The 20,815-nt window shown below is 72.0% G+C and carries 19 protein-coding genes and 1 tRNA gene; 9 read left to right on the forward strand and 11 right to left on the reverse strand.

Annotated elements, in window-relative coordinates; translation table 11 throughout:
* Positions 1-93 precede the first annotated feature (93 nt).
* From DFP74_RS01990 to DFP74_RS02000, 3 genes are all read left to right on the forward strand, one after another.
* Complete coding sequence (locus DFP74_RS01990) at positions 94-1,197, forward strand: IS630 family transposase (RefSeq protein ID WP_121180134.1); 1,104 nt, start codon at positions 94-96, stop codon at positions 1,195-1,197.
* Between the two features lie 202 nt (positions 1,198-1,399).
* Entirely contained in the window at positions 1,400-2,569 is a 1,170-nt protein-coding gene (locus DFP74_RS01995; RefSeq protein ID WP_121180135.1) for an alpha-hydroxy-acid oxidizing protein, read from the forward strand.
* 10 nt (positions 2,570-2,579) lie between these two features.
* On the forward strand, positions 2,580-3,125 hold the full coding sequence (locus tag DFP74_RS02000; protein WP_121180136.1) for a hypothetical protein: 546 nt from the start codon (positions 2,580-2,582) through the stop codon (positions 3,123-3,125).
* 22 nt (positions 3,126-3,147) lie between these two features.
* Here DFP74_RS02000 and DFP74_RS02005 read toward each other — a convergent pair whose 3' ends face one another.
* Positions 3,148-3,804 carry a dihydrofolate reductase family protein gene (locus tag DFP74_RS02005; protein ID WP_121180137.1) on the reverse strand — a complete coding sequence of 219 codons (657 nt, stop codon included), beginning with the start codon at positions 3,802-3,804 and terminating at the stop codon, positions 3,148-3,150.
* 189 nt (positions 3,805-3,993) lie between these two features.
* Between DFP74_RS02005 and DFP74_RS02010 the strand changes: the two genes are divergently transcribed.
* The 3 genes from DFP74_RS02010 to DFP74_RS02020 all read left to right on the forward strand — a co-directional run bounded on the left by DFP74_RS02010 (position 3,994) and on the right by DFP74_RS02020 (position 6,229).
* Positions 3,994-4,839: an MBL fold metallo-hydrolase gene (locus DFP74_RS02010; protein ID WP_121180138.1), complete on the forward strand. Its 846-nt coding sequence runs from the start codon at positions 3,994-3,996 to the stop codon at positions 4,837-4,839.
* Between the two features lie 4 nt (positions 4,840-4,843).
* Complete coding sequence (locus tag DFP74_RS02015) at positions 4,844-5,500, forward strand: metalloregulator ArsR/SmtB family transcription factor (protein ID WP_121180139.1); 657 nt, start codon at positions 4,844-4,846, stop codon at positions 5,498-5,500.
* 105 nt (positions 5,501-5,605) lie between these two features.
* Positions 5,606-6,229: a DUF998 domain-containing protein gene (locus DFP74_RS02020; RefSeq protein ID WP_121180140.1), complete on the forward strand. Its 624-nt coding sequence runs from the start codon at positions 5,606-5,608 to the stop codon at positions 6,227-6,229.
* Positions 6,230-6,362: 133 nt separating this feature from the next.
* On the opposite strand, the gene DFP74_RS02025 is transcribed toward DFP74_RS02020, so the two are convergent.
* Both DFP74_RS02025 and DFP74_RS02030 read right to left on the reverse strand, forming a co-directional pair.
* Complete coding sequence (locus DFP74_RS02025; protein ID WP_121187969.1) at positions 6,363-7,841, reverse strand: polysaccharide lyase family 1 protein; 1,479 nt, start codon at positions 7,839-7,841, stop codon at positions 6,363-6,365.
* 381 nt (positions 7,842-8,222) lie between these two features.
* Complete coding sequence (locus DFP74_RS02030) at positions 8,223-8,831, reverse strand: TetR/AcrR family transcriptional regulator (protein ID WP_121180141.1); 609 nt, start codon at positions 8,829-8,831, stop codon at positions 8,223-8,225.
* Positions 8,832-8,911: 80 nt separating this feature from the next.
* Here DFP74_RS02030 and DFP74_RS02035 point away from each other — a divergent pair, with 80 nt between their 5' ends.
* Together DFP74_RS02035 and DFP74_RS02040 are read left to right on the forward strand one after the other, a co-directional pair.
* Positions 8,912-9,664, forward strand: a complete 753-nt coding sequence (locus DFP74_RS02035; protein ID WP_121180142.1) for an SDR family oxidoreductase — start codon at positions 8,912-8,914, stop codon at positions 9,662-9,664.
* Positions 9,661-11,115: an MFS transporter gene (locus DFP74_RS02040; protein ID WP_121180143.1), complete on the forward strand. Its 1,455-nt coding sequence runs from the start codon at positions 9,661-9,663 to the stop codon at positions 11,113-11,115. The genes DFP74_RS02035 and DFP74_RS02040 overlap by 4 nt, the downstream gene beginning before the upstream one ends.
* A gap of 239 nt (positions 11,116-11,354) precedes the next feature.
* Here the strand turns inward: DFP74_RS02040 and DFP74_RS02045 are convergent.
* The 4 genes from DFP74_RS02045 to nadD form a co-directional block, all read right to left on the reverse strand.
* Positions 11,355-11,427: transfer RNA gene (locus DFP74_RS02045), tRNA-Ala, on the reverse strand.
* A gap of 79 nt (positions 11,428-11,506) precedes the next feature.
* Positions 11,507-12,130, reverse strand: coding sequence for a histidine phosphatase family protein (locus tag DFP74_RS02050; protein WP_199725445.1), 624 nt, complete (start codon positions 12,128-12,130; stop codon positions 11,507-11,509).
* Between the two features lie 30 nt (positions 12,131-12,160).
* The gene (gene rsfS, locus DFP74_RS02055) at positions 12,161-12,559 is read right to left on the reverse strand and encodes a ribosome silencing factor (protein ID WP_121180145.1); all 399 of its coding nucleotides are present in this window, start codon (positions 12,557-12,559) and stop codon (positions 12,161-12,163) included.
* A gap of 17 nt (positions 12,560-12,576) precedes the next feature.
* Complete coding sequence (gene nadD, locus DFP74_RS02060) at positions 12,577-13,197, reverse strand: nicotinate-nucleotide adenylyltransferase (RefSeq protein WP_121180146.1); 621 nt, start codon at positions 13,195-13,197, stop codon at positions 12,577-12,579.
* Positions 13,198-13,415: 218 nt separating this feature from the next.
* Between nadD and DFP74_RS02065 the strand changes: the two genes are divergently transcribed.
* Positions 13,416-14,468, forward strand: a complete 1,053-nt coding sequence (locus tag DFP74_RS02065) for a M48 family metallopeptidase (protein WP_121180147.1) — start codon at positions 13,416-13,418, stop codon at positions 14,466-14,468.
* Positions 14,469-14,533: 65 nt separating this feature from the next.
* On the opposite strand, the gene DFP74_RS02070 is transcribed toward DFP74_RS02065, so the two are convergent.
* The 4 genes from DFP74_RS02070 to DFP74_RS02085 all read right to left on the reverse strand — a co-directional run bounded on the left by DFP74_RS02070 (position 14,534) and on the right by DFP74_RS02085 (position 20,756).
* Entirely contained in the window at positions 14,534-15,268 is a 735-nt protein-coding gene (locus tag DFP74_RS02070; protein ID WP_121180148.1) for a S9 family peptidase, read from the reverse strand.
* Positions 15,269-15,299: 31 nt separating this feature from the next.
* Complete coding sequence (locus DFP74_RS02075) at positions 15,300-17,726, reverse strand: bifunctional salicylyl-CoA 5-hydroxylase/oxidoreductase (RefSeq protein WP_121180149.1); 2,427 nt, start codon at positions 17,724-17,726, stop codon at positions 15,300-15,302.
* A 106-nt stretch (positions 17,727-17,832) separates the two neighbouring features.
* Positions 17,833-19,464 (reverse strand): AMP-binding protein, encoded by a 1,632-nt coding sequence (locus DFP74_RS02080; protein ID WP_121180150.1) that lies wholly within the window; start codon positions 19,462-19,464, stop codon positions 17,833-17,835.
* A gap of 158 nt (positions 19,465-19,622) precedes the next feature.
* Positions 19,623-20,756 (reverse strand): acyl-CoA dehydrogenase family protein, encoded by a 1,134-nt coding sequence (locus tag DFP74_RS02085; RefSeq protein ID WP_121180151.1) that lies wholly within the window; start codon positions 20,754-20,756, stop codon positions 19,623-19,625.
* Positions 20,757-20,815: the final 59 nt, after the last annotated feature.

Consider the following 20,815-nt stretch of genomic DNA (forward strand, 5'->3'; position numbering starts at 1 on the left):
TCTTCGACGCCCTTCGCTGTGTCCGCAGGGGTTTCAGGAATTTCCCATCAACGATCTAGTGTCCTGATTGGTTATTTCGTTTATGGTTGTGGGATGAGTGCTCCTGGACCGAAGCTGCCGCCGCTGGAGCTGAGCGATGAAGAACGCGCCGAGCTCCAGCGGTGGATCAGACGACGCAAGACCGCACAGGACCTGGCCCTGCGGGCGCGGATCGTGCTCGCCTGCGCCCAGGGCCTGTCCAACGCCCAGGTCCGCCGCGAGGTCGGGGTATCTGCGCCCACGGTGACCAAGTGGCGCCAGCGCTTCATCGCGCACCGCTTGGACGGCCTGACCGACGAACCAAGGCCGGGACGACCGCGCACGATCACCGATGCCCAGGTCGAGGCGGTGGTGGCCGCGACCCTGGAGAGCACACCCGCCCCTGACACCCACTGGTCCACGCGCTCCATGGCCGAGCACACCGGCATGACCCAGAACGCGGTGTGGCGCATCTGGAACGCCTTCGGCCTGCAGCCCCACCGGCAGGAGTCGTTCAAGATCTCCACCGACCCGTTCTTCATCGACAAGGTCCGCGACGTGGTGGGCCTCTACCTGGACCCGCCTGAACGGGCGGTGGCTCTGTGCGTGGACGAGAAGTCCCAGATCCAGGCGCTCAACCGCACCCAACCGGTGCTGCCGATGATGCCCGGCACCCCCGAGCGGGCCACCCATGACTACGTGCGTGCCGGGGTGACCAGCCTGTTCGCCGCGCTGGACACCGCCACGGGCCAGGTGATCACCTCCATCCACCGCCGCCACCGCGCCATCGAGTTCAAGAAGTTCCTGGCCAAGATCGACCGCGAGGTCCCCGCGGACCTGCAGGTGCACCTGATCCTGGACAACTACGCCACCCACAAGACGGCCGAGGTCCGGCGGTGGCTGGTCCGCCATCCCCGGTTCCACCTGCACTTCATCCCGACCAGTTCCTCCTGGCTGAACCTGGTCGAGCGGTGGTTCGCCGAGATCACCAACCGGCTGATCCGCCGCGGTACCCATCGCAGCGTCCAGGCCCTGGAGAAGGACATCCGCGCCTGGGCCGCGTCCTGGAACGAGAATCCCCGACCCTATGTGTGGACCAAGACCGCAGAGGAGATCCTCGAATCCCTCGCCTCGTACTGCCAACGCATCAGCAAGCGAACTAACCAATCAGAACACTAGGGCGCGGGCGGTCGGCACCACGGGACGTTCGGGGCCCTCCCGCCGGGAATCGGGCCGCGATACGATCCCGCCGGAGCCGGGCGGCGCGAACGGCTCCCGGGCCACGGGCCGCGGGGACGACCCGCGGCCGCGGTCCGCTGCCCCGCCCCCGAGCGCCGCCCCGGCGCTCCCGTCCCCGGCGCACCGCGCCCGTGAGGCCACCATGAGCGACTTCGCCCAGTACCAGGACCTCGTCTACGCCGACGCGACCAACGGCACCCTCCCCCGGCTCCCCTACGACCACGAACGCCTGCGCGACCTGGCCGAACAAGCCATGGCTCCCGGACCCTTCGGCTACGTCGAGGGGAGCGCGGGGCGTGAGCGCACCGCCCGCGCCAACGTCGAGGCCTTCTCCCGCTACGCCCTGCGCCCGCGCAGTCTGCGGCCGGACGGCCGTGACAAGGGCGGCCTGGGCGTGACCCTGTTCGGCGAGTCCTACCCGACCCCTCTGCTCACCGCGCCGATCGGCGTGCTGGAACAAGTCCACGAACGGGCCGAACTCGCCGTGGCCGAGGGCGTCAACGCCGTCGGTGTGCCGATGGTGCTCTCCACCGCCTCCTCCACGCCCATGGAGGAGGTCGCCGACGCGGTCGGCTCCTGGTGGTACCAGCTGTACTGGCCCGGCGACGACGAGCTGGCGGAGTCGTTCGTGCGGCGCGCGACGGCGGCGGGAGCCAAGGCCATCGTCGTCACGGCCGACACCAAGCGGCTGGGGTGGCGCCCCCGCGACCTGACCCAGGGCCACCTGCCGTTCCTGCGCAGCCAGGGCACCGCCACCTACTTCTCCGACCCCGTCTTCACCTCCCGGCTCAAGGCCGATCCCGAACCCGGCGGGGTGTTCACCGAGGCCGTGTTCCACTTCCTGGGCTCGTTCGCCGACAAGGGCCTGAGCACCGACAACATCGCCCGTATCCGCGCCTGGACGGACCTCCCGGTCCTGGTCAAGGGCGTCCTGCGCGCCGACGAGGCGATCGAGCTGGCCGAGATCGGCGTGGACGGCGTCGTGGTGAGCAACCACGGCGGCCGCCAGATCGACAACTCCGTGGCGGCCCTGGACGCCCTGCCCGAGGTGGTCGAGGCCGTGGGCGAGCGGATGACCGTGCTCTTCGACTCGGGTGTGCGCTCCGGCGCCGACGTGGCGGTGGCGATGGCGCTGGGCGCTCGGGCCGTGCTGCTGGGGCGCCCGTGGGTCTACGGCCTGGCCGTGGACGGCGCGGCCGGGGTGGAGCACGTGCTGCGCTCGTTCCTGGCCGAGCTCCAGATCACCGCGGAACTGCTGGGCCGCGACGTCGCCGACCTGGACGGGAGCGACGTCATGCGCCGCCCGAACTAGAGTTCAAGCCATGGGGGAACGCGAATTCCAGCTGGTGCTGCTGCGCAGGATGGCCGACGTGCGACCGGAGCTGGTCGAGGAGGCGGTCCGGCGGCTGGGGGCCACCCGCACCGAGATGCGCGAGGCCAACCGCCGGTGGCAGGCCGCGGTGCGCGGCAGGCGGGGGCCGGCCCGCCACTCCGCGGTGCTCGGCCCCGCGCCGTGGCGGCGGACCGTGCCGGTGGGCGACCTGTCCTGCGAGGCGCACCGGTGGCCGCTCTCCCTCTGGCCCGACCTGCGCTTCGAGGTGGTCACCGCGCCGGGCGGGGCCGTGGTCCAGGAGTGGCTGGTCCGGCCCTCGGACTCGCCCGCGCCCGTGCTGCGCGGCATCGACGACCTGCGGCCGTGGTCCTGCGTGATCGACGACGTCGCCCGCGCGCTGCCCTCGACCCCGTTGGAGGGCACCGCGCCGTCGCGCTGGCGGCTGCTGCTCACCGACCCGGAGGGCGGGCGCCACGTGGCCGACTTCACCTGGGGCCTGTTGCAGCAGGTCACCGAGGTGCGTCCGCACGAGTGACCCGCCGCCGGGCACCGCCGGTTCAGGCGATGGTCTCCTTGCCGTCCACGACCCTGAACTCCTCCGCCGTGCCGAGGTCCACGCCGGGGTCCGGGACCAGGGTCAGCGCGACCACTCCCCCGGAACTGACGAAGCCGCACTCGACCCGGAAGCCGCCCGGGACCGAGGCCTCGTCGAAGAGTCGCTTGCCCTGACCGACGACGGCGGGGAAGACCAGCAGCCGGAACAGGTCGACCAGCCCGGCGCGGTGCAGGGTGCGGGCCAGCCGCCAACTCCCGTGGACCTGGAGCTCGCCGCCAGGGCGCTCCTTGAGGGCGCGTACGCGCTTCTCGACGTCCGCCGAGATGACGGTCGTGTCGCCCCACGCGGCGTCGGACTCCTCGAGCGTGGTGCTCACGACGTGCTTGGGGTAGGTGTTGAGGACCGTGGCGACGTGGTTGTCGGGGTCGGTGACCTGGGGCCAGTAGTCCCGCATCATCTCGAAGGTGGTGCGGCCGAGCAGGACCTCCTCCGCCTTGGCGAACCACTCCGCGCCGACCACGCGCTCGAAGACCTCGTCCTCACCGAAGGGCATGACCCATCCGCCGCGGGTGAAGCCGCCGCTGGTGTCCTCCTCACGCCCTCCCGGGCCCTGCATGACGCCGTCGAGGCTGAGGAAGGTGTTGACGCTGAGCTGCATGTCCGTCTCCCTGTGTCGGGCGGCCCCGCGGCCGCACTCTCCCTACAGACCACGAACGGCGCCGCGGGTCATCGGGCCGCGCCGGTGTTGCTCCGCGACCGGTGCCGTGTCCCCTCGGGGAGCCTTGCGGGGTGCGCGTCGAACCGCTTATTCTAGTAATCACTGGATTAATCGATAAGGAGTGACCCCATGACTCCCCACGCCGCCCGCGGCCCGGTCGCCGACTTCTGGGTCTGCCGCACCTGCGGAGCCGACTTCGACCCCTCCCCCACGGCACCGACCTCCTGCCCCCTCTGCGAGGACGAACGGCAGTGGGTACCGCCGACCGGGCACCGCCTGGCCACCCGCTCCGAGCTCGCCGCCGAGGGCATGCGGGTGGTCCTGCGCCCCGTCCAGGACTCCGTCACCGGCCTCGGCACCGAGCCCGGACTGGGCGTGGGCCACCGCGGCGTGCTCGTGCGCACCGCCAAGGGCAACCTGTTGTGGGACCCGCCGGGCTTCCTGGACGAGGCCGCCGTCGCCGAGGTCGAGCGCCTGGGCGGGGTCTCCGTGGTCGCCTCCAGCCACCCGCACATGTACGGCGCGGCGGTGGAGTGGGCCGACCTCTTCGACGCGAGCATCGATCTGCCCGAGGTCGACGTGCCCTGGCTCCAGCGGCCCTCCGACCGGGTGCGCACCTGGAGCGGCGAGCACCGGCCGCTCCCCGGCCTGACCGTCGTCCAGACGGGCGGCCACTTCCCCGGCAGCGCGGTCCTGCACCTGGCCGCCGGGCGCGGCACGCTCTTCACCGGCGACACCATCATGGTCACCCCCGGAGGGGACCGGATCACGTTCATGTTCAGCGCGCCCAACCGGCTCCCGATGCCCGAGCGCCTCGTGCGCCGGGTCGTGGCCGCCGTCGAGTCGCTGGAGTTCGACACGATCCACGGCGGGTGGTGGGAGCCCGGCATCGGCACCGGCGCCAAGGAGGTCGTCCGGCGCGGCGCCGAACGCTACATCGCCTACCTGCGCGGCGACCTTCCGGAGTACGACTGATCCCATGACCGAGTTTCCCGAAGCACCCGTCTACGAACGCCTGGCCCTCCTGGGCAAGGCGTTGTCCGCCCCGGTGCGCCTGCGCCTGCTCGACCTGCTCGACCAGGGCGAGTGCACCGTGGAGGAGCTCGCCCACCGGGGCGGGTTCCCCCTCAAGAACACCTCCTCGCACCTGCAGCAGCTGCGCGCGGCGGGCCTGGTGGCGACCCGCCGGGAGGGGACCCGGATCCACTACTCGCTGCGCGACCGGGAGGTGTCCCGCTTCCTGGGCGGGTTCCAGGAGTTCGCCGAGGCGCGGATGCCCGACCTGCGCCAGGAGATCCAGGAGCACCTCGGGCACGAGGGGAGCGTCGACGCGGTCACCCACGCCGAGCTGGACGGCATGGTCGAGCGCGGCGAGGTACTGCTGGTGGACCTGCGCTCGGCCGCGGAGTACGAGGAGGGGCACCTCCCGGGGGCCGTCTCGATACCCTCGCGCGAGTTGGCCCAGCGGTGGGACGAGCTGCCCTGGGACACCACGATCGTGGCCTACTGCCAGGGACCGTACTGCGTCGTCTCGCCGCGCGCGGTGCGACTGCTCCGCGAGGCCGGCCGGAGCGCGCGCAGCCTCAGGGGCGGCTACGTGGACTGGAAGCGACACCGCGCCACGGGCGGCCGTTGACGGCCACTGACGGCCACTGACGGCCACCGAGAGCCCGTTGTCAGCACGGGTCGGCCGCATTAGGGTTCGGCCCATGCGAACGGACACCGGCACGGACCTTCCCCTGTGACGCCGCTTCTATGGGCCGGGGCCGCGGGAGCCTGGCTCTTCAACGTCGTCTTCCTGGTCGACGGCCTCACCCGGCCCGGCTACCACCCCTTCCGGCAACCGGTCAGCGCCCTGGCGCTCGGCTCCCGCGGCTGGGTGCAGACGGTGAACTTCGTCGTGAGCGGCCTCCTGATCACCGCGGGCGCGTTCGCCGTCCCGGGCGCGTTCGGCGTCCCCGGCACGTTCGGCGGGGTGCCGCTCGCCCTCGCGGTCGGAGTGCTCGGCCTCGCGCTGGCGGCCTCGGGCGTGTTCCGGATGGATCCGATGCGCGGTTACCCGCCCGGCACCCCGGACACGGACCCCGAGGAGCACTCACGCGCCCACCGGCTCCACGACGCGGCCGGCGGAGTCGTCTTCCTGCTCCTGCCCGGAACACCCCTCGTCGCCGCGTTCACCCTGGGCGATCCGGTCTGGCAGTGGGGTTCGGGGATCGTGGGCGTGGCCGCCGCCGTCGGTACCGGCGTCTTCGGCCAGGCCTGGGAGAACGACGCGCGCTACGCGGGCCTGGTCCAGCGCGCGACGATCCTGCTCGGCCTGGTCTGGCTCGGGGCCCTGTTCGCCTTCGGCCCCGGGACGGCATGAGCCCCATGATCGTGGTGCCGCGCGGCTGCGACGGCACACGCGGCCGGCCGGCCCGCCCAGGTGCTGGGGGCGGGCCGGCCGGGCCCTGTGCGTTCGGTCGCCTCCGTCACGACCGCTGGAGTCCGAGGACCGGTCAGGAACCGGCGTAGGTCTCGAACTCGGCGATGCGCGGGGTGCCGTTCGAGCCGGTGATCTCGAAGTTGATCTTGCGCAGCGAGGTCGGAGCGAAGGTGATGGTGCCCGCTCCACTGCCGGTGGCCAGGACCGCGCCGGTGTCGTGGTTCACGACCCGGTACGAGCCGATGTTGCCCTCGGCCCCGGACGCCTCACGGATGTTGATGGCGGACACCGTGGCGTCGGAGCCCCACTTCACCGAGACGCGGCCGGTCGAGCCGCTCGGCGACCAGTAGCTGCTCATGTCGCCGTCGATGACGTTCCCGTAGCTGGTGCCGCTCGCCTTGCTGGAACCGTCGGCGCCGGCCCCGATGCTGAGGTTGGTTCCGCCGGGGGGATCGGTCGGGTCCGGGTCGGTCGGGTCGGGGTCAGTGGGGTCCGGGTCGGTGGGGTCGGTCGGGTCCGGGGTCTGGGCCTCGCAGTCGCCGTCCGAGACCCGGTTGCCCTTGCCGGCGCCCGCGATCTGGGCCAGCACGTCCGGCACGCAGCCGGCGTCGTCGAGCTCGTAGGAGTAGGGGATGCTCACCGAGGTGTTGGACCGCGGGTCCGGGCCGGCGGGGTAGTTCTTGTCGCCCTCGCTGGACCAGGTCACGTTGTCGAAGACGTTGCCGCCGACCTCCCAGGAGCCCCTCTCGTTGGTGTAGAAGGTGCCCAGGACGTCCTTGGAGTCCTCGAAGTAGTTGTTCTCCACCTTCGCGCTGGCCCCGGCCCGGGAGTTGATCCCGGACTTCTGGATCTCCAGGTAGTGGTTGTTGTACATGTGCCCCACACCGCCGCGCAGGAGGGGCGCGCGCGAGTCGATGTTCTCGAACAGGTTGTGGTGGTACGTGACGTACCCGTTCGAGCGGTCGCTCTCGCTGGAGCCGACCAGGCCGCCACGGCCGGAGTCCCGCAGGATGCTGTGGGAGAGGGTGACGTACTGGGTGTTGTTCTTCAGGTCGAAGAGGCCGTCGTAGCCGTCCGACTCCCCGCCGGACGCCCGCAGGGTGACGTGGTCGACCCAGACGTTGCGGACGTCGCTCTCCATGCCGATGGCGTCGCCGCCGTTGGACGTGGGCGAGCCCGACTTCTTGACGTTCTGGACGGTCACGTTCTGGATGATGATGTTGCTGGACCCGCGGACGTGGATGCCCAGCTGGTCGAACACGGCTCCGCCGCCCGTACCGACGAGCGTGACGTTGCTGATGTTCTTGAGCTCGATCACGTCGTCGGCGGTGTCGCACCCGGCACCCGACACCTTGGAGGTGTTGCCGTGGTTGATCGTGCCCTCGACCTCGATGATGATCGGCGTGCTGGTGCTGGGCCGCTCGCACAGGGCCTGGTGGATCTGGGTTCCGGTGGAGGCCCGTACCGTCTGTCCGCCCTCGCCGCCGGTGGTCCCGCCGTTCTGGGTCGCGTAACCCGTGGCGCTGCCGGTCTGGGCCGATGCCATGGACATCGGTACGGCGACGCCGGCCGTCACCAGAGCCGCGGCCGCCAGCGTCGACACGAGTCCACGCGTGGTCGTTCGTCTCACAGTTGACCCCTCCTTGTAGAGGATGAGCACGGGGGGTGGTGCTCACTTCCGAGACTAGAGAAAGCGCTTTCCCTGTCAAGGGGGTCAATGCAAACGTTTGTAGGAAGTGTGAAGAACGAGGCTGATTTCTACGGCTGCGACCTGCGGCTTCAGAACATCCAACAAAAATCGCAGGTTTGAGCCCCCCGAACGGTGCAACCGCTTGATCCGCCCGGCAACCGACGGCCGGGCGCTCTCAGGGGGCTTCCGAAGGCGGCGGAGGCAGGCTCGGCGAAGGGCTCGCCGAACCGGAATCCGCCTCGCTCACTCGCCGCCGGACGGCGGCCACGCGCGCATCGCCGTGGCCACGACGCTTTCGAGATCCTGTCGGCCATGGCCGTCGCGGGCGAGCCTCGACAGGCCCTGCCAGACGCCCGCGGAGAAGGTGGCCAGCGCATGGGCGTCGGTCTCGGGCGGGAGCGCGCCGCACGCGACGTCGGCGCGGATGCGCGCCTCGATCAGGGCCGCCGTTCGGGCACGGCGTGCTCGCAGGTTCGCAGCGACGGCCTCGGAGGCGGGGGTGCGGTCGGCGGCGCCGTTGAGGATCAGGCACCCCGGGGGGCGGTCGGGCAGGGTGTGCTGGACCGCCGCCTGTTCCAGCAGACGCCGCACGGCCAGCCGCGCCGTGGACCCGGCCTCGACGGCCTCCTCGATGTACCCGCCGTACCGGTGCGCGTAGGCCTCGACCGCTTCCTCGAACAGGGTCCGCTTGTCGGTGAAGGCCGCGTACAGGCTGGGCGCGGTGATGCCCATCGCCTCGGTGAGGTCGCGGATCGACACGGTCTCGTAGCCGCGCTCCCAGAACAGGAGCATCGCCCGTTCCAGCGCGGCATCGCGGTCGAAGCCCCTGGGGCGTCCTGTCCTGCCTGCCATGGACCCATTCTATAGCGATCGCTAGAAAACCTGCTATGTTCACTTCTGTAACGATCGCTATAGAAATGGTGGCAGGGCATATGAGACTCAGCGGGAAGACGGCACTGGTGACCGGCGGCGGACGTGGCATCGGCCGGGCCGTCACGCGGCGCCTGGCGGCCGAGGGGGCCCACGTGGTGGTCCACTACGGCTCCGACCGGGACGCCGCCCAGGCGACCGCCACGGAGATCCGCGCGGCGGGCGGCCTGGCGGACGTCCTCGGCGCCCCTCTGGGCGGGGACGACATCGAGCGCGAGGTCGCCGCGCTCTGGGAGGGGTTCGACGCGATCACCGACCGGCTCGACGTCCTCGTCAACAACGCGGGCACCGCCGAGGGACGGGGCACGATCGACACCGTCGGGGTCGACGACCTGAGGCGTCTGATGGCGGTCAACGCCGTGGCGCCGTTCTTCGTCACCAAGCTCGCCCTGCCCCGCCTCGCCGACGGGGGCCGCGTCGTCAACGTGTCCGCGCACCTGACACGGGGCGCAGCGCAGCCGGACCTGATCGGCTACGCCATGACCAAGGGCGCGATCGACGTCTTCACCGCGACCCTGGGCAAACAGCTCGGGGAGCGCGCGATCACGGTCAACGCCGTGGCGCCCGGGGTCGTCGACACCGACATGAACGCGGCGTGGCTGGACCACGCGCGCGACATGGTGGCCGGGTTGTCGCCGCTGGGCCGCGTCGCCCGGCCCTCGGACATCGGCGACGTCGTCGCGTTCCTGGCCTCCGACGACAGCCGCTGGATCACCGGCCAGCACATCGACGCCTCCGGCGGGGCGCTGCTGTGACGCGGCCCTTCGCCGCGAAGGCGGCGCCGCGGTGGCCGGTCTGGGTGCCGTTCGGCGCCCTGGTCGGCATCGAGTTCCTGACCGTCATGGACGCCGCGGTGGTCAACATCGCGCTCCCGGTGATCAAGGCGGAACTCGGCTACGGCCACGCGCAGGTCTCGTGGGTGGTGAACAGCTACCTCATCGCCTTCGCGGGGCTGCTTCTGGCGGCCGGGCGGCTGGCCGACGCGCTGGGGCGTCGGCGCCTGTTCGTCACAGGGACCGTGGTGTTCACGGTCGCCTCGGCCTGCTGCGGGCTGGCGGTCGAGCCGTGGCAGCTGCTGGCGGGCCGCGCGGTCCAGGGCGTGGGGGCGGCGTTCGTGGTGCCGGCGGCGCTGGCGTTGATCACCGACCTGTTCGCCGAAGGCCCGGGCCGGACCCGGGCGCTGGGGGTCTTCGGCAGTATGGGGGCGATCGCCGCGCCCATCGGCCTCGCGCTGGGCGGGTTCCTCACCGAGTTCGACTGGCGCCTGATCTTCTGGATCAACGTGCCGCTCGGCGCGGCCGTCGCCGCGATCGCGCTCGCCACCCTGCCGTCGCCATCGCCGACGCGGGGCTCCGTCGACCTGATCGGCGCCGTCGCGGCCACGGGCACGTTGAGCCTGCTCGCGCTGGCCGCGGTGTCGCTGGAGGCCCAGGGACCCGCGGCGGCGACCACGGTCGTCGCGGCCTCCGGCGCGGTCGGCTTCGGGCTCGTCCTGGTGCTCCGGCAGATGTACGCGAGCGATCCGCTCATCGCGCCAGCGCTGTTACGGATCCGGTCGATCGTCGTCGGCGGCACCGTCTTCGCGCTGGTGGGGACCGTGCTGTTGGGGACCTTCTTCTTCGTCACGCTCTACCTCCAGGAGGTCCGCGGACTCGCGCCCCTGCACGCGACGCTCGCCTACGTCCCGATCCCGTTGGCCGTGTTGGCCGGCACCCGCTCGGCGCCGTGGCTCATCGGACGTCTCGGCCCGCGCAACGCCCTCGGATCAGGGCTGATGGTGCAGGCCGTCGCCCTCACGGCCTGGGCGATCGTCATCGACACCGACGGCCCGCTCGCCCTCACGCTGATCGGACCCATGACCGGTTGGGGCCTCGGGCTCGGCGTGTCCATCGTCACCTGCTTCGTGGTGTGCACCAGCGGGGTGCCCGGATCGGTCGCGGGTGCCGCCTCGGGTCTGGCCACCGCGGCCTATCAGGGGGGCGGCGCCGTCGGACTGGCCCTCGTGGCCGCCCTCGCCGCCGCGACCGGAGACTTCGGCGAGGGGTCGCGGGCCGCACAGCTCGGTGGCTACCGCATCGGTATCTGGGCCCTCGCGGGGGCCGCGCTTGTCGGCGCAGCGCTCACCAGAGGGCTGGGGCCGAAGCGGCCGGCTCCGGCCGTCGTCGAGGCTTCGGAGGAATCGGAGACGGACCGCAACAGCAGCTGAGATCCACCGGAGAAACGACGAGACGACCCGGCGAGGCGGCCGAAGGCCACCGAGCAGAGTCGTCTCGGAGAATCGGGGGTCCGGGGGTCGTCCCCCGAAAAGCAGAAGGCCCGCACGGGAGGTCGAACAACAACCGACCATGCGGGCCCCACGGGGGTCTGGGGGTCGCCCCCCAGGAGAAACGACGAGACGACCCGGCGAGCGCGGTCACGCGCGAGCAGGGTCGTCTCGGAGTCGAGTGGAGCTATGGGGATTCGAACCCCAGACCTCCTCCATGCCATGGAGGCGCGCTACCAACTGCGCCATAGCCCCGTGTGGGAGTCGTCGGGGGCGGGCCCCTTTCGACTCCCAGAACCATAGCGGAATCCGGCGCGAACGTCGAAACGGATTCTCAGGCGTCGTCGCTGAGGACGACCGGTTCGGGCAGGCTGGCCGCGTTGTGCTCCATCAGACGCCACTGTTCGCGGCGCTGTTGGAGCACGGACCAGTTGCAGTTGCTGAGCGGGCCGAGGATCTCGCGCTGCTCGTCGGGCACGCCCAGCATGCGGGCGATGGCCACGCGCAGCGCCGCCCCGTGGCTGACCACCACGAGCAGGCCGCCCGGCGGGGTGCGCTCCAGCGCGCGGTCGACGGCCGCGCTCATGCGGTCGCCGACCTCCCCGATGTGCTCCCCGTCCGGGATGTCCATCCGCGCGTGCTCGACGGGCCAGCGGGCGGACAGCTCGACGCCGGTCATCCCCTCCCAGGACCCGCCGAAGCGTTCACGCAGGCGCTTGTCGAACTCCACCGGGAGGCCGCAGGCACGGCTGAGGTACCCGGCGGTGTCCGCCGTGCGCTTGAGGTCGGAGGAGACGATGAGGGACGGCCCCATCGTCGCGAGCAGCCGCCCCGCCCGCTCGGCCTGGGCGTGGCCGACCGGGTCGAGTTCGATGTCGGTCTGCCCCTGGAACCTGTTCTCGACGTTCCATGCCGTGCGTCCGTGCCGCCAGAACAGCACTCGAGGCGTGTCGCTCACGTGGTGTCTCTCCGTGTCCGTCCGCTCGGGTTACTGCTCGTCCAGCGGGGTGCGGTCGGCTCCCCGCGCCTCTTCGGGAAGCTCGATCTCGGGGCAGTCCTTCCACAGCCGCTCCAGGCCGTAGAACCCGCGCTCCTCCTCGTGCTGGATGTGCACGACGATGTCGGCGTAGTCGAGCAGGACCCACCGGCCGTCGCGCTCGCCCTCGCGGCGCAGCGGCTTGGCCCCGCCCTGGATGCGGAGCTGGTCCTCGATCTCGTCGACGATCGAACGGACCTGCCGGTCGTTCGGCGCCGAGCAGAGCACGAAGGCCTCGGTGATGACGAGCTGCTCGCTGACGTCGTAGGCGATGATCTCCTGGGCGAGCTTGTCGGATGCGGCCTTGGCCGCGACCTTGACCAGTTCGAGTGCCCTGTCGGTGACTGTCACGTTGTGCTTGCTGCCTTTCAGCTCTCGCGGTAGAGCCCGGTCTTGTGGATGTAACGGACGATGCCGTCGGGGACGAGGTACCAGATGGGTTCGCCCTTGCGGACCCGCTCCCGGCACTCCGTGGAGGAGATGGCCAGGGCCGGTACCTCCACCAGCGAGACCTTGCCCTCGGGCAGTCCGGTGTCGCTGAGGTGGTGTCCGGGACGGTTACAGCCTACGAAATGCGCGAGCTCGAAAAGTTCGTCTACGTTGTGCCAGCTCAGAATGGCGCCGAGAGCGTCGGCCCCGGTGATGAAGAACAGCTCCACGTCGGGGCCGTAGGTGTGGCGCATCTGGCGCAGGGTGTCGATGGTGTAGGTGGGCCCGTCACGGTCGATCTCGACCCGGTCCACCCGGAACTGGGGGTTCTCGGCCGTGGCGATGACGGTCATGAGGTAGCGGTCCTCGGAGGGGGTGACCTTGTCGAGGTCCTTCTGCCACGGCTGGCCGGTCGGGACGAAGACGACCTCGTCGAGTCCGAACAGGTGGGCGACCTCACTGGCCGCGACGAGGTGTCCGTGGTGGATGGGGTCGAAGGTACCGCCCATGATGCCGACCTTGGCCGGTGCGGCTCCCTTGCGCCGTGCTTCGTGCGCCACTGTGCGCTCCTGAGTCGTTTCACGGTGGACGTTGCCTGGTTCGGCCCACCGAGGGTAGCCGAATCCGAACCTTGCATCCCCTTATGTACGTCAACGACCCCTAACACGCGGTGCTTCCGAGAGCTTCCCCGGGCGATCGCGAGAGACTCGTCAATCACGTCATATCTCGATGGCCCGAAACCGTGGCCAAGCGGCATCGCGGCGCATAGCATGCCGATATGGCCAACACTCCAGACCGCGTACGCGTCCGCCTCTCAGAGATCTCACCCCGTGCCTACGAGCACCCCGCGGACCGCGGCGCACTGGTCGCGCTGCGATCGCTGCGCGGGTTCGACGAGGTGTTCAAACGCATGTCGGGCCTGTTCAACGAACGCGCCCTGCGACTGATGTTCCTCTCCGGCGCCGTGCGCGTGGGACCCACCCAGTTCCCGCACCTGCACGACTACGTGCGCGACGCCGCCTACGTCCTGGACCTGGACGAGGTGCCCGAGCTCTACGTGCAGATGAACCCCAAGCCCAACGCCATGGCGATCGGCAGCCAGAAGCCGTTCATCGTGATGACCACGGGCCTGTTCGACCTGTTGGAGGCCGAGGAGCAGCGCTTCGTCATCGGCCACGAGGTCGGGCACATCCTCAGCGGACACGCCGTCTACCGCACCATGCTGCTGGCCCTGATCCAGCTGGCGGCGCGCGTGGCGTGGATCCCCCTCGGCTACATCGGGCTGCGCGCCATCGTCGCCGCCCTCGAGGAGTGGTACCGCAAGTCCGAGCTGTCCTGCGACCGCGCCGGCCTGCTGGCCTGCCAGGACCCCGAGGCCGCCAAGCGCGCCCTGATGAAGCTCGCGGGCGGCTCCAAGCTCGTGGAGATGAACCCCGACGCCTTCCTCGAGCAGGCCCGCGAGTACGAGTCCGGTGGCGACGCCCGCGACAGCTTCCTCAAGCTGCTCAGCCTCATGGGCACCACGCACCCCTTCGCGGTCGTGCGCCTGGCCCAGCTGCACCGGTGGATCGAGGACGGCTCCTACCAGCGCATCATCGACGGCGAGTACCCGCGCCGCGCCAGCGACCGCGACGCCAGTGTGGGCGAGGAGGCGCGCAGTGCCGCCAAGTCCTACAAGGAGTCCTGGGAGCGGTCCGAGGACCCGCTGCTGGGCACCCTGCGCGACGTCGCGGGCAGCGCGGCCAGCGCCGGCGGGAAGATCTTCGACTCCGTCGCCGACCGCTGGCGCGGCGGCCAGCGCCGCGACGAGGGCGCCAACGGCTCCTCCTGAGCGGTCGGATCCGAGTGGGCGGCCCCTGGGGGCCGCCCCTCAGCTCTTTCCGGCCGCGTCCGGACTCATCCCGCCAGGTGCGCGCGCACGCCCCGCCAGGCGGCGTGGGCCGGGTCGATGACCGCGAAGTGGTCGGCCCCGGCCACCTCGTGGTAGGTCACGGAGTCCCCGGCGGCACGGGCCGCGGCCACGTAGTCGCGGCTGTGCTCCACCGGGACGCGCTGGTCGGCGTCGCCGTGCACCACCAGCTGCGGCACGCCGACGGGCACGCTCCGCAGCGGTGAGCTGAACGCGTACAGCTCCTCGGAGGGCTCGGCTCCCAGGAACGGGGTGACGGCGCCCTCCCCCAGCCCCGCCCGATCGCTGCGCTCCAGGTCGGTGACGGGCGCGAGGGCGACCACCGAGTTCACCGGGGTCTCCCCCGTGAAACCGGCGTTGAGCAGGGCCAGGTGCCCGCCGGCGGAGTGGCCGACGGCGACCACGCGCCCGACGTCGAACCGGTCCGGTTCGCCGGCGACGATGTCGCCGATCGACTCCAGCGCGTCGCCCACGTCGTCGAGGGTCTGCGGCCAGCCGCCGCCGTCCGCGCCGGTGCGCCGGTACTCCACGTTCCACACCGCCCATCCGGCCTCGGACAGGTCGCGGGCCAGGGGGTCCATGAGGCGGGCGTCGTGCTGGTCGCGCCACCATCCGCCGTGCAGCAGGACCGCGACGGGCGCGGGCCCGCCGCCGCGCTCCCGCACCGGCCAGCGGTGCGTGATCTGGCTGGGGTGGTCGCCGTAGGACTCGATGGTCGGCACGGGGGCTCCTCGCGATCGGAACGTCGTCGGGTCAGTGTCCCCCGCCCGGGCGCCAGCGCAGGTGCCGGGTCCCGGTCCCGGTCCGACCCTCCAGCAGCTCCAGCCTCGGACGGGGGCCGTCCGTGCGTCCGGTGGGCGGCTTGCGGCTGCCCGCCCGGAACGGCGTCGGCCAGGTGGCCCCCGGCCCCGTGTAGCCCTGCTCGGCCGCGGCGTGCAGGGTCCAGTGCGGGTCGTACAGGTGCGGGCGGGCGAGCGCGCACAGGTCGGCGCGGCCGGCCAGGACGGTGGAGTTGACGTCATCGTAGGACGCGATCGCCCCGACCGCGATCACGGGCACTCCCGCCTCCCCGCGGATCCGCTCCGCGAACGGCACCTGGTAGCTGCGCCCGAAGGCGGGCCGTTCGTCGGGGGTGACCTGTCCGGTGGAGACGTCGATGGCGTCGGCCCCGGCTCGGGCGAACGCGCGGGCGATGGCCACGGCATCCTCCGCCGTGGTGCCCTCCTCGACCCAGTCGGTCGCGGAGATGCGCACCGTGAGCGCCTTGTGTCCGGGCCAGGCCTCGCGCACCGCGGACAGGACCTCCAGCGGGTAGCGCAGCCGCCCCCGCAGGTCGCCGCCGTACCGGTCGCTCCGGTGGTTGGTGACCGGCGACAGGAAGCTGGAGAGCAGGTAGCCGTGGGCGCAGTGCAGTTCGAGGAGATCGAACCCCGCCCGGTCGGCGGCCCGCGCGGCGGCGGTGAAGTCATCGCGGATCGCCGCCATGGCCGCGGCGTCGAGCTCGCGCGGGACCTGGTTCACCCCGGGCCGGTACGGCAGCGGCGAGGGGGCCACGACGGGCCAGTTGTCCTCGGCCAGGGGCTGATCGATGCCCTCCCACATCACCCGGGTGGAGCCCTTGCGCCCGGAGTGGCCGAGCTGGATCCCGATCCGGGCCTGGGAGTGCTCGTGCACGAAGTCGGTGACGCGGCGCCAGGCGGTCTCGTGCTCGGGGCGGTACATGCCGGTGCAGCCGGGGGTGATGCGTCCTTCGGCCGACACGCACACCATCTCGGTCATGACCAGGCCCGCCCCTCCCAGCGCCTTGCCGCCCAGGTGGACCAGGTGGAAGTCCTGCGGGGTGCCGTCCACGGCCGAGTACATGTCCATGGCCGAGACCACGACGCGGTTGACGAGTGCGGTCGGCCCCAGCCGGAAGGGGTGGAACATGGGGGGCCGCCGTTCGGCGGTCGGCGGGCTCGCACCCGGCCCGGTCCCGGCCCCGAAGGCGTCCGACGCGGTGTCGCCACCGCCCGCGACCTGGCCCGCGAACCAGTCGTCGACGCGGGCGACGAACTCGGGGTCGCGCAGGCGCAGGTTGTCATAGGTGACCCGGCGGCTGCGGGTGAGCAGGTTGAACGCGAACTGGACGGGTTCCTGGCCCACGTGGCGATCGATGTCCTCGAACCACTCCAGGCTGGCCTGGGCGGCCCTTTGCGTGCTGGCCACCACCGGGGCGCGCTCGTCCTCGTAGGCGGCCAGGGCGGCGGCGACGGTGTCGTGCTCGTGCACACAGGCGGCCAGGGCCAGGGCGTCCTCCATGGCGAGTTTGGTGCCCGAGCCGATGGAGAAGTGCGCGGTGTGGGCGGCGTCGCCCAGCAGCACGGTGTTGCCGTGCCGCCAGGTGGCGTTGCGCACGGTGGTGAAGCTCTGCCAGCGCGAGTGGTTGGGCCGCAGGCGGTGCCCGTCCAGGACGTCGGCGAAGAGCTTCTCGCAGCGGGCGACGCTCTCGGTGTCACTCGCTCCCGGCGCCGGGTCCTGTTCGGCGGCGAGGTCGGCGAACCCGGCCGCGCGCCACACGTCCTCGTGCATCTCCACCAGGAAGGTGCTGGTGTCCGTGGCGTAGGGGTAGCAGTGCAGCTGCATCACGCCGTGCGGGGTCTCCAGGACGTGGAACTTGAAGGCGTCGAAGACCAGGTCGGTGCCCAGCCACATGAACCGGTTGCGGCGACGGTCGAGGGTGGTGCCGAACGCGTCGGCGTGCGCGGCGCGGGTCGCGCTGTTGGCGCCGTCGGCTGCCACGACGAGGTCGTGGGTGCGGGCCAGCTCGGCGGCGGGCGGGGCCGCGGTCCGGGTGCGCACTTCGACGCCGAGCGCGCCGCAGCGGGCGCGCAGGATCTGCAGGAGGCGGCGGCGCCCGATCGCGGCGAACCCGTGGCCGCCGGAGGTGACGACGTCGCCCCGGTAGTGGATGTCGATGTCGTCCCACCGGGCGAACTCGGCGGAGAGCGCGGCGTACACGTGCGGGTCGGCGTGCTCGATGCCGCCGAGGGTCTCGTCGGACAGCACCACGCCGAAGCCGAACGTGTCGTCGGGCGCGTTGCGCTCGTACACGGTGATCTCATGCGCGGGGCCGAGCCGCTTGGCCAGTGCCGCGAAGTAGAGGCCGCCGGGGCCGCCTCCGACGCATGCGATGCGCATGCCGCCCGCCTTTCTGCTGGAGTGCCGTTCCTGCTCGTGCTCGCGGCCCGGCCCGGTCCGTGTCCGATCCGCGTCCGATCCGCGTCCGCCTCGGGCCGGAACCGGCTCAGGGCGCCTCGCGGAGCTTGAAGCGCTGGAGCTTGCCGGTGGCCGTGCGCGGCAGCGCGGCCAGGAACTCGATGGAGCGCGGGGTCTTGTAGGGGCTGATCCTCGCGCGCACGTGCTCCTTGAGCCGGGTCGCGGTGTCGTCTCCGGGTGCGGTGCCCTCGCGCAGGACCACGTAGGCGCGCGCGATCTGTCCGCGCTCGGGGTCGGTCACGCCCACGACGGCGGTCTCCTCCACCTCCGGTGCGGTGAGCAGGGCCTCCTCCACCTCCGCCGGGGAGATGTTGTAGCCGGCGGAGACGATCATGTCGTCGCTGCGCGCCCGGTACCACAGGTAGCCGTCCTCGTCGCGGACGTAGGTGTCACCGGTGTAGTTCCACCCGTGCCGGACGTAGGTGGTCTGGCGCTCGTCGGCGAGGTAGCGGCAGCCGATCGGGCCCCGGATCGCCAGGTGGCCGGGCTCTCCGTCGGGCACGGGCCGGCCGTGGTCGTCCAGGACGGCGGCGGTGAACCCGGGGACCGGCACGCCGGTCGACCCGGGGCGCAGGCGGTCGTCGGAGGAGGAGACGAAGATGTGCAGCATCTCGGTGGCCCCGATGCCGTCGAGCATGCGCACCCCGGTCGCCTCGTACCAGGCCTGCCAGGTGGCGGCGGGCAGGTGTTCCCCGGCCGAGACGCACCGGCGCAGGCCGGACAGGTCGTGGCCGTCCAGGCGCGCGAGCATGGCCCGATAGGCGGTGGGCGCGGTGAACACGATGGTGGCGCCGCGTTCGGAGACCGCGTCCAGGAGGGCTTCGGGACGGGGGCGCTCCAGCAGGACGGAGGAGGCGCCCGCGCGCAGGGGGAAGACGAGCAGGCCGCCGAGGCCGAACGTGAACCCGAAGGGCGGGCTGCCGGTGAAGACGTCGTCGGGGGTGGGGCGGAGCACCCGCGCGGAGTAGGTGTCGGCGATCATCAGGACGTCGCGGTGGAAGTGCACGCAGCCCTTGGGCGCTCCGGTGGTGCCGGAGGTGTAGGCGATCATGCAGGCGTCGTCGGCGGCGACGCGGACCGCGGTGAAGGGGGCGGGGTGGCGCTGGGCGCGGACGGTGAGGTCGTCGGTGCCCGCGCCCCCGTAGGCCAGGACCGTGGGCGCGGCGCCCGGCTCGTCGGCGACGTCGGCGCACGCGGCGGACAGGTCCTCCAGGAAGCGGGCGTCGCACAGGGCGTGGGTGACGCGGGCGGCGCGCAGGACGGTGGCCAGCTCGGTGGCGCGCAGGACGGGCAGGACGGTGACCACCACGCCGCCGGCCTTGAGGACGGCGAGCCAGCAGGCGGCGGTCCACGGGGAGTTGGGGCCGCGCAGCAGGACGCGCCGGCCGGGGACCAGACCGGTCTCCTCGACCAGGACGTGCGCGATCCTGTCGACGCGGTCGCGCAGTTCGCCGTAGGTCCAGGACTCGTCCTCGCCGGTCAGGCACGCGCGTTGCGCGCCGTGGGCGGCGATGGTGCCGTCCAGGAGCTCCTCGGCGCAGTTGAGGCGGTCGGGATAGGACGGGCCGTGGTCGAACGAGAGCACGGGCCACTGGTCCGGCGGCGGCAGGTGGTCGCGGGTGAAGGTGTCGACGTGGCCGGTGGGTGACAGGGACGACATGGATGCCTCCGGTCGGAACCTGGTGCGGGGCTGCGAGTGTCGGGCGGGCGGTGACGACGGGTGCCGCGCCGGGCGCGCGGCCTACGCGGCGGACGGCTCCGGCCGGAGGCCCCGGTTCAGGAGTGCCGGTTCAGGAGTGCCGGGCCAGAGGTGTCGGGCTAGAAGTGCCGGGCGATGATCTGGCGCTGCACCTCCGATGCGCCTTCGTAGACGCGGGGTGCGCGGACCTCGCGGTAGAGGTGTTCGAGCAGGTGGCCGCGTTCCAGCGCACGGGCTCCGTGCAGCTGGACGGCGGCGTCCACGACGTACTGGGCGGTCTCGGTGGCGAAGAGCTTGGCCATGGCCGAGCGGACGGTGACGGCGTCGCCCCCCGAGTCGTACTCCTGCGCGGCGGAGTAGACCAGCAGGCGGGCGGCCTCGGTGCGCGTGGCCATCTCGGCCAGGGTGTGGGAGACCGTCTGGAGCCGGTCCAGGGGGCCGCCGAAGGCGTGGCGGTCACGGGTGTGCGCGCGGGCGGCGGCCAGCGCGGCGTCGGCCATGCCCACGGCGAACGCGCCGACGCTGGGGCGGAAGAGGTCGAGGGTGCGCATGGCGACGGGAAAGCCCTGGTCGGGGCTGCCGATGACGTCGTCGGGGCCGACGGGGACACCGTCCAGAACCAGGTGGCCCAAGGCGTGCGGGGAGAGCATCTCCAGCGGCGTGCCGGACAGGCCGGGGCGGTCGGCGGGCACGAGGAAGGCGGTCACGCCCCGAGACCGGGTATCCGGGGTGGTGCGGGCGAAGACCGTGTAGAAGTCGGCGTCGGGCGCGTTGGAGATCCAGGTCTTCTCGCCGTGCAGGCGCCAGCCGTCCCCGTGGGGGCTGGCCGCCAGCGCGAGGGCGGCGGCGTCGGATCCGGCGCCGGGCTCGGTGAGGGCGAAGGCGGCCACGGCCGTGCCGGAGGCCGCCGCGGGGATCCACCGCCGGCGCTGCTCGTCGGTGCCGGACTGCAGGATCGGATAGGTGCCCAGGCCCTGCAGGGCCAGCGCGGTCTCCGCGTGGGTGTCGACGCGGGCCAACCGTTCGCGGAGCAGGCAGATCCGGGTGGCGGGGGCCTCCCGCGGGGGGCCGTCGGCGCCCGCGGCCCCGGGGAAGAGCGCCGAGAGCAGGCCCGCCCCGGCCAGCCGGCGCAGCAGGCCGCGGTCGACCCGGCCCGGCGGCGCCTGCGGGCTCCCGGAGGACGCGAGTTCGGCGGCGCGCACCTCCACCCACTCGGCGAACGCGCGATCGGCGTCGGTCAGGGAGAACCCCATGGGCGACCTCGACTCTCGTAGTGATCCATCCCACAGTCCAGAATCTACAGGATGCATGA

It is taken from the genome of Nocardiopsis sp. Huas11 (assembly GCF_003634495.1).
GTDB lineage: Bacteria > Actinomycetota > Actinomycetes > Streptosporangiales > Streptosporangiaceae > Nocardiopsis.

Bases quoted from the DNA above. Each gene is read 5' to 3' on its own strand.
- DFP74_RS02000 (WP_121180136.1), top strand. From the start codon at position 2,580: ATGGGGGAACGCGAATTCCAGCTGGTGCTGCTGCGCAGGATGGCCGAC.
- DFP74_RS02030 (WP_121180141.1), bottom strand. From the start codon at position 8,831: ATGGCAGGCAGGACAGGACGCCCCAGGGGCTTCGACCGCGATGCCGCG.
- DFP74_RS02065 (WP_121180147.1), top strand. From the start codon at position 13,416: ATGGCCAACACTCCAGACCGCGTACGCGTCCGCCTCTCAGAGATCTCA.
- DFP74_RS02015 (WP_121180139.1), top strand. From the start codon at position 4,844: ATGACCGAGTTTCCCGAAGCACCCGTCTACGAACGCCTGGCCCTCCTG.
- DFP74_RS02080 (WP_121180150.1), bottom strand. From the start codon at position 19,464: ATGTCGTCCCTGTCACCCACCGGCCACGTCGACACCTTCACCCGCGAC.
- DFP74_RS01990 (WP_121180134.1), top strand. From the start codon at position 94: ATGAGTGCTCCTGGACCGAAGCTGCCGCCGCTGGAGCTGAGCGATGAA.
- DFP74_RS02035 (WP_121180142.1), top strand. From the start codon at position 8,912: ATGAGACTCAGCGGGAAGACGGCACTGGTGACCGGCGGCGGACGTGGC.
- DFP74_RS02025 (WP_121187969.1), bottom strand. From the start codon at position 7,841: ATGTCCATGGCATCGGCCCAGACCGGCAGCGCCACGGGTTACGCGACC.
- DFP74_RS02085 (WP_121180151.1), bottom strand. From the start codon at position 20,756: ATGGGGTTCTCCCTGACCGACGCCGATCGCGCGTTCGCCGAGTGGGTG.
- DFP74_RS02010 (WP_121180138.1), top strand. From the start codon at position 3,994: ATGACTCCCCACGCCGCCCGCGGCCCGGTCGCCGACTTCTGGGTCTGC.
- DFP74_RS02075 (WP_121180149.1), bottom strand. From the start codon at position 17,726: ATGCGCATCGCATGCGTCGGAGGCGGCCCCGGCGGCCTCTACTTCGCG.
- DFP74_RS01995 (WP_121180135.1), top strand. From the start codon at position 1,400: ATGAGCGACTTCGCCCAGTACCAGGACCTCGTCTACGCCGACGCGACC.
- DFP74_RS02005 (WP_121180137.1), bottom strand. From the start codon at position 3,804: ATGCAGCTCAGCGTCAACACCTTCCTCAGCCTCGACGGCGTCATGCAG.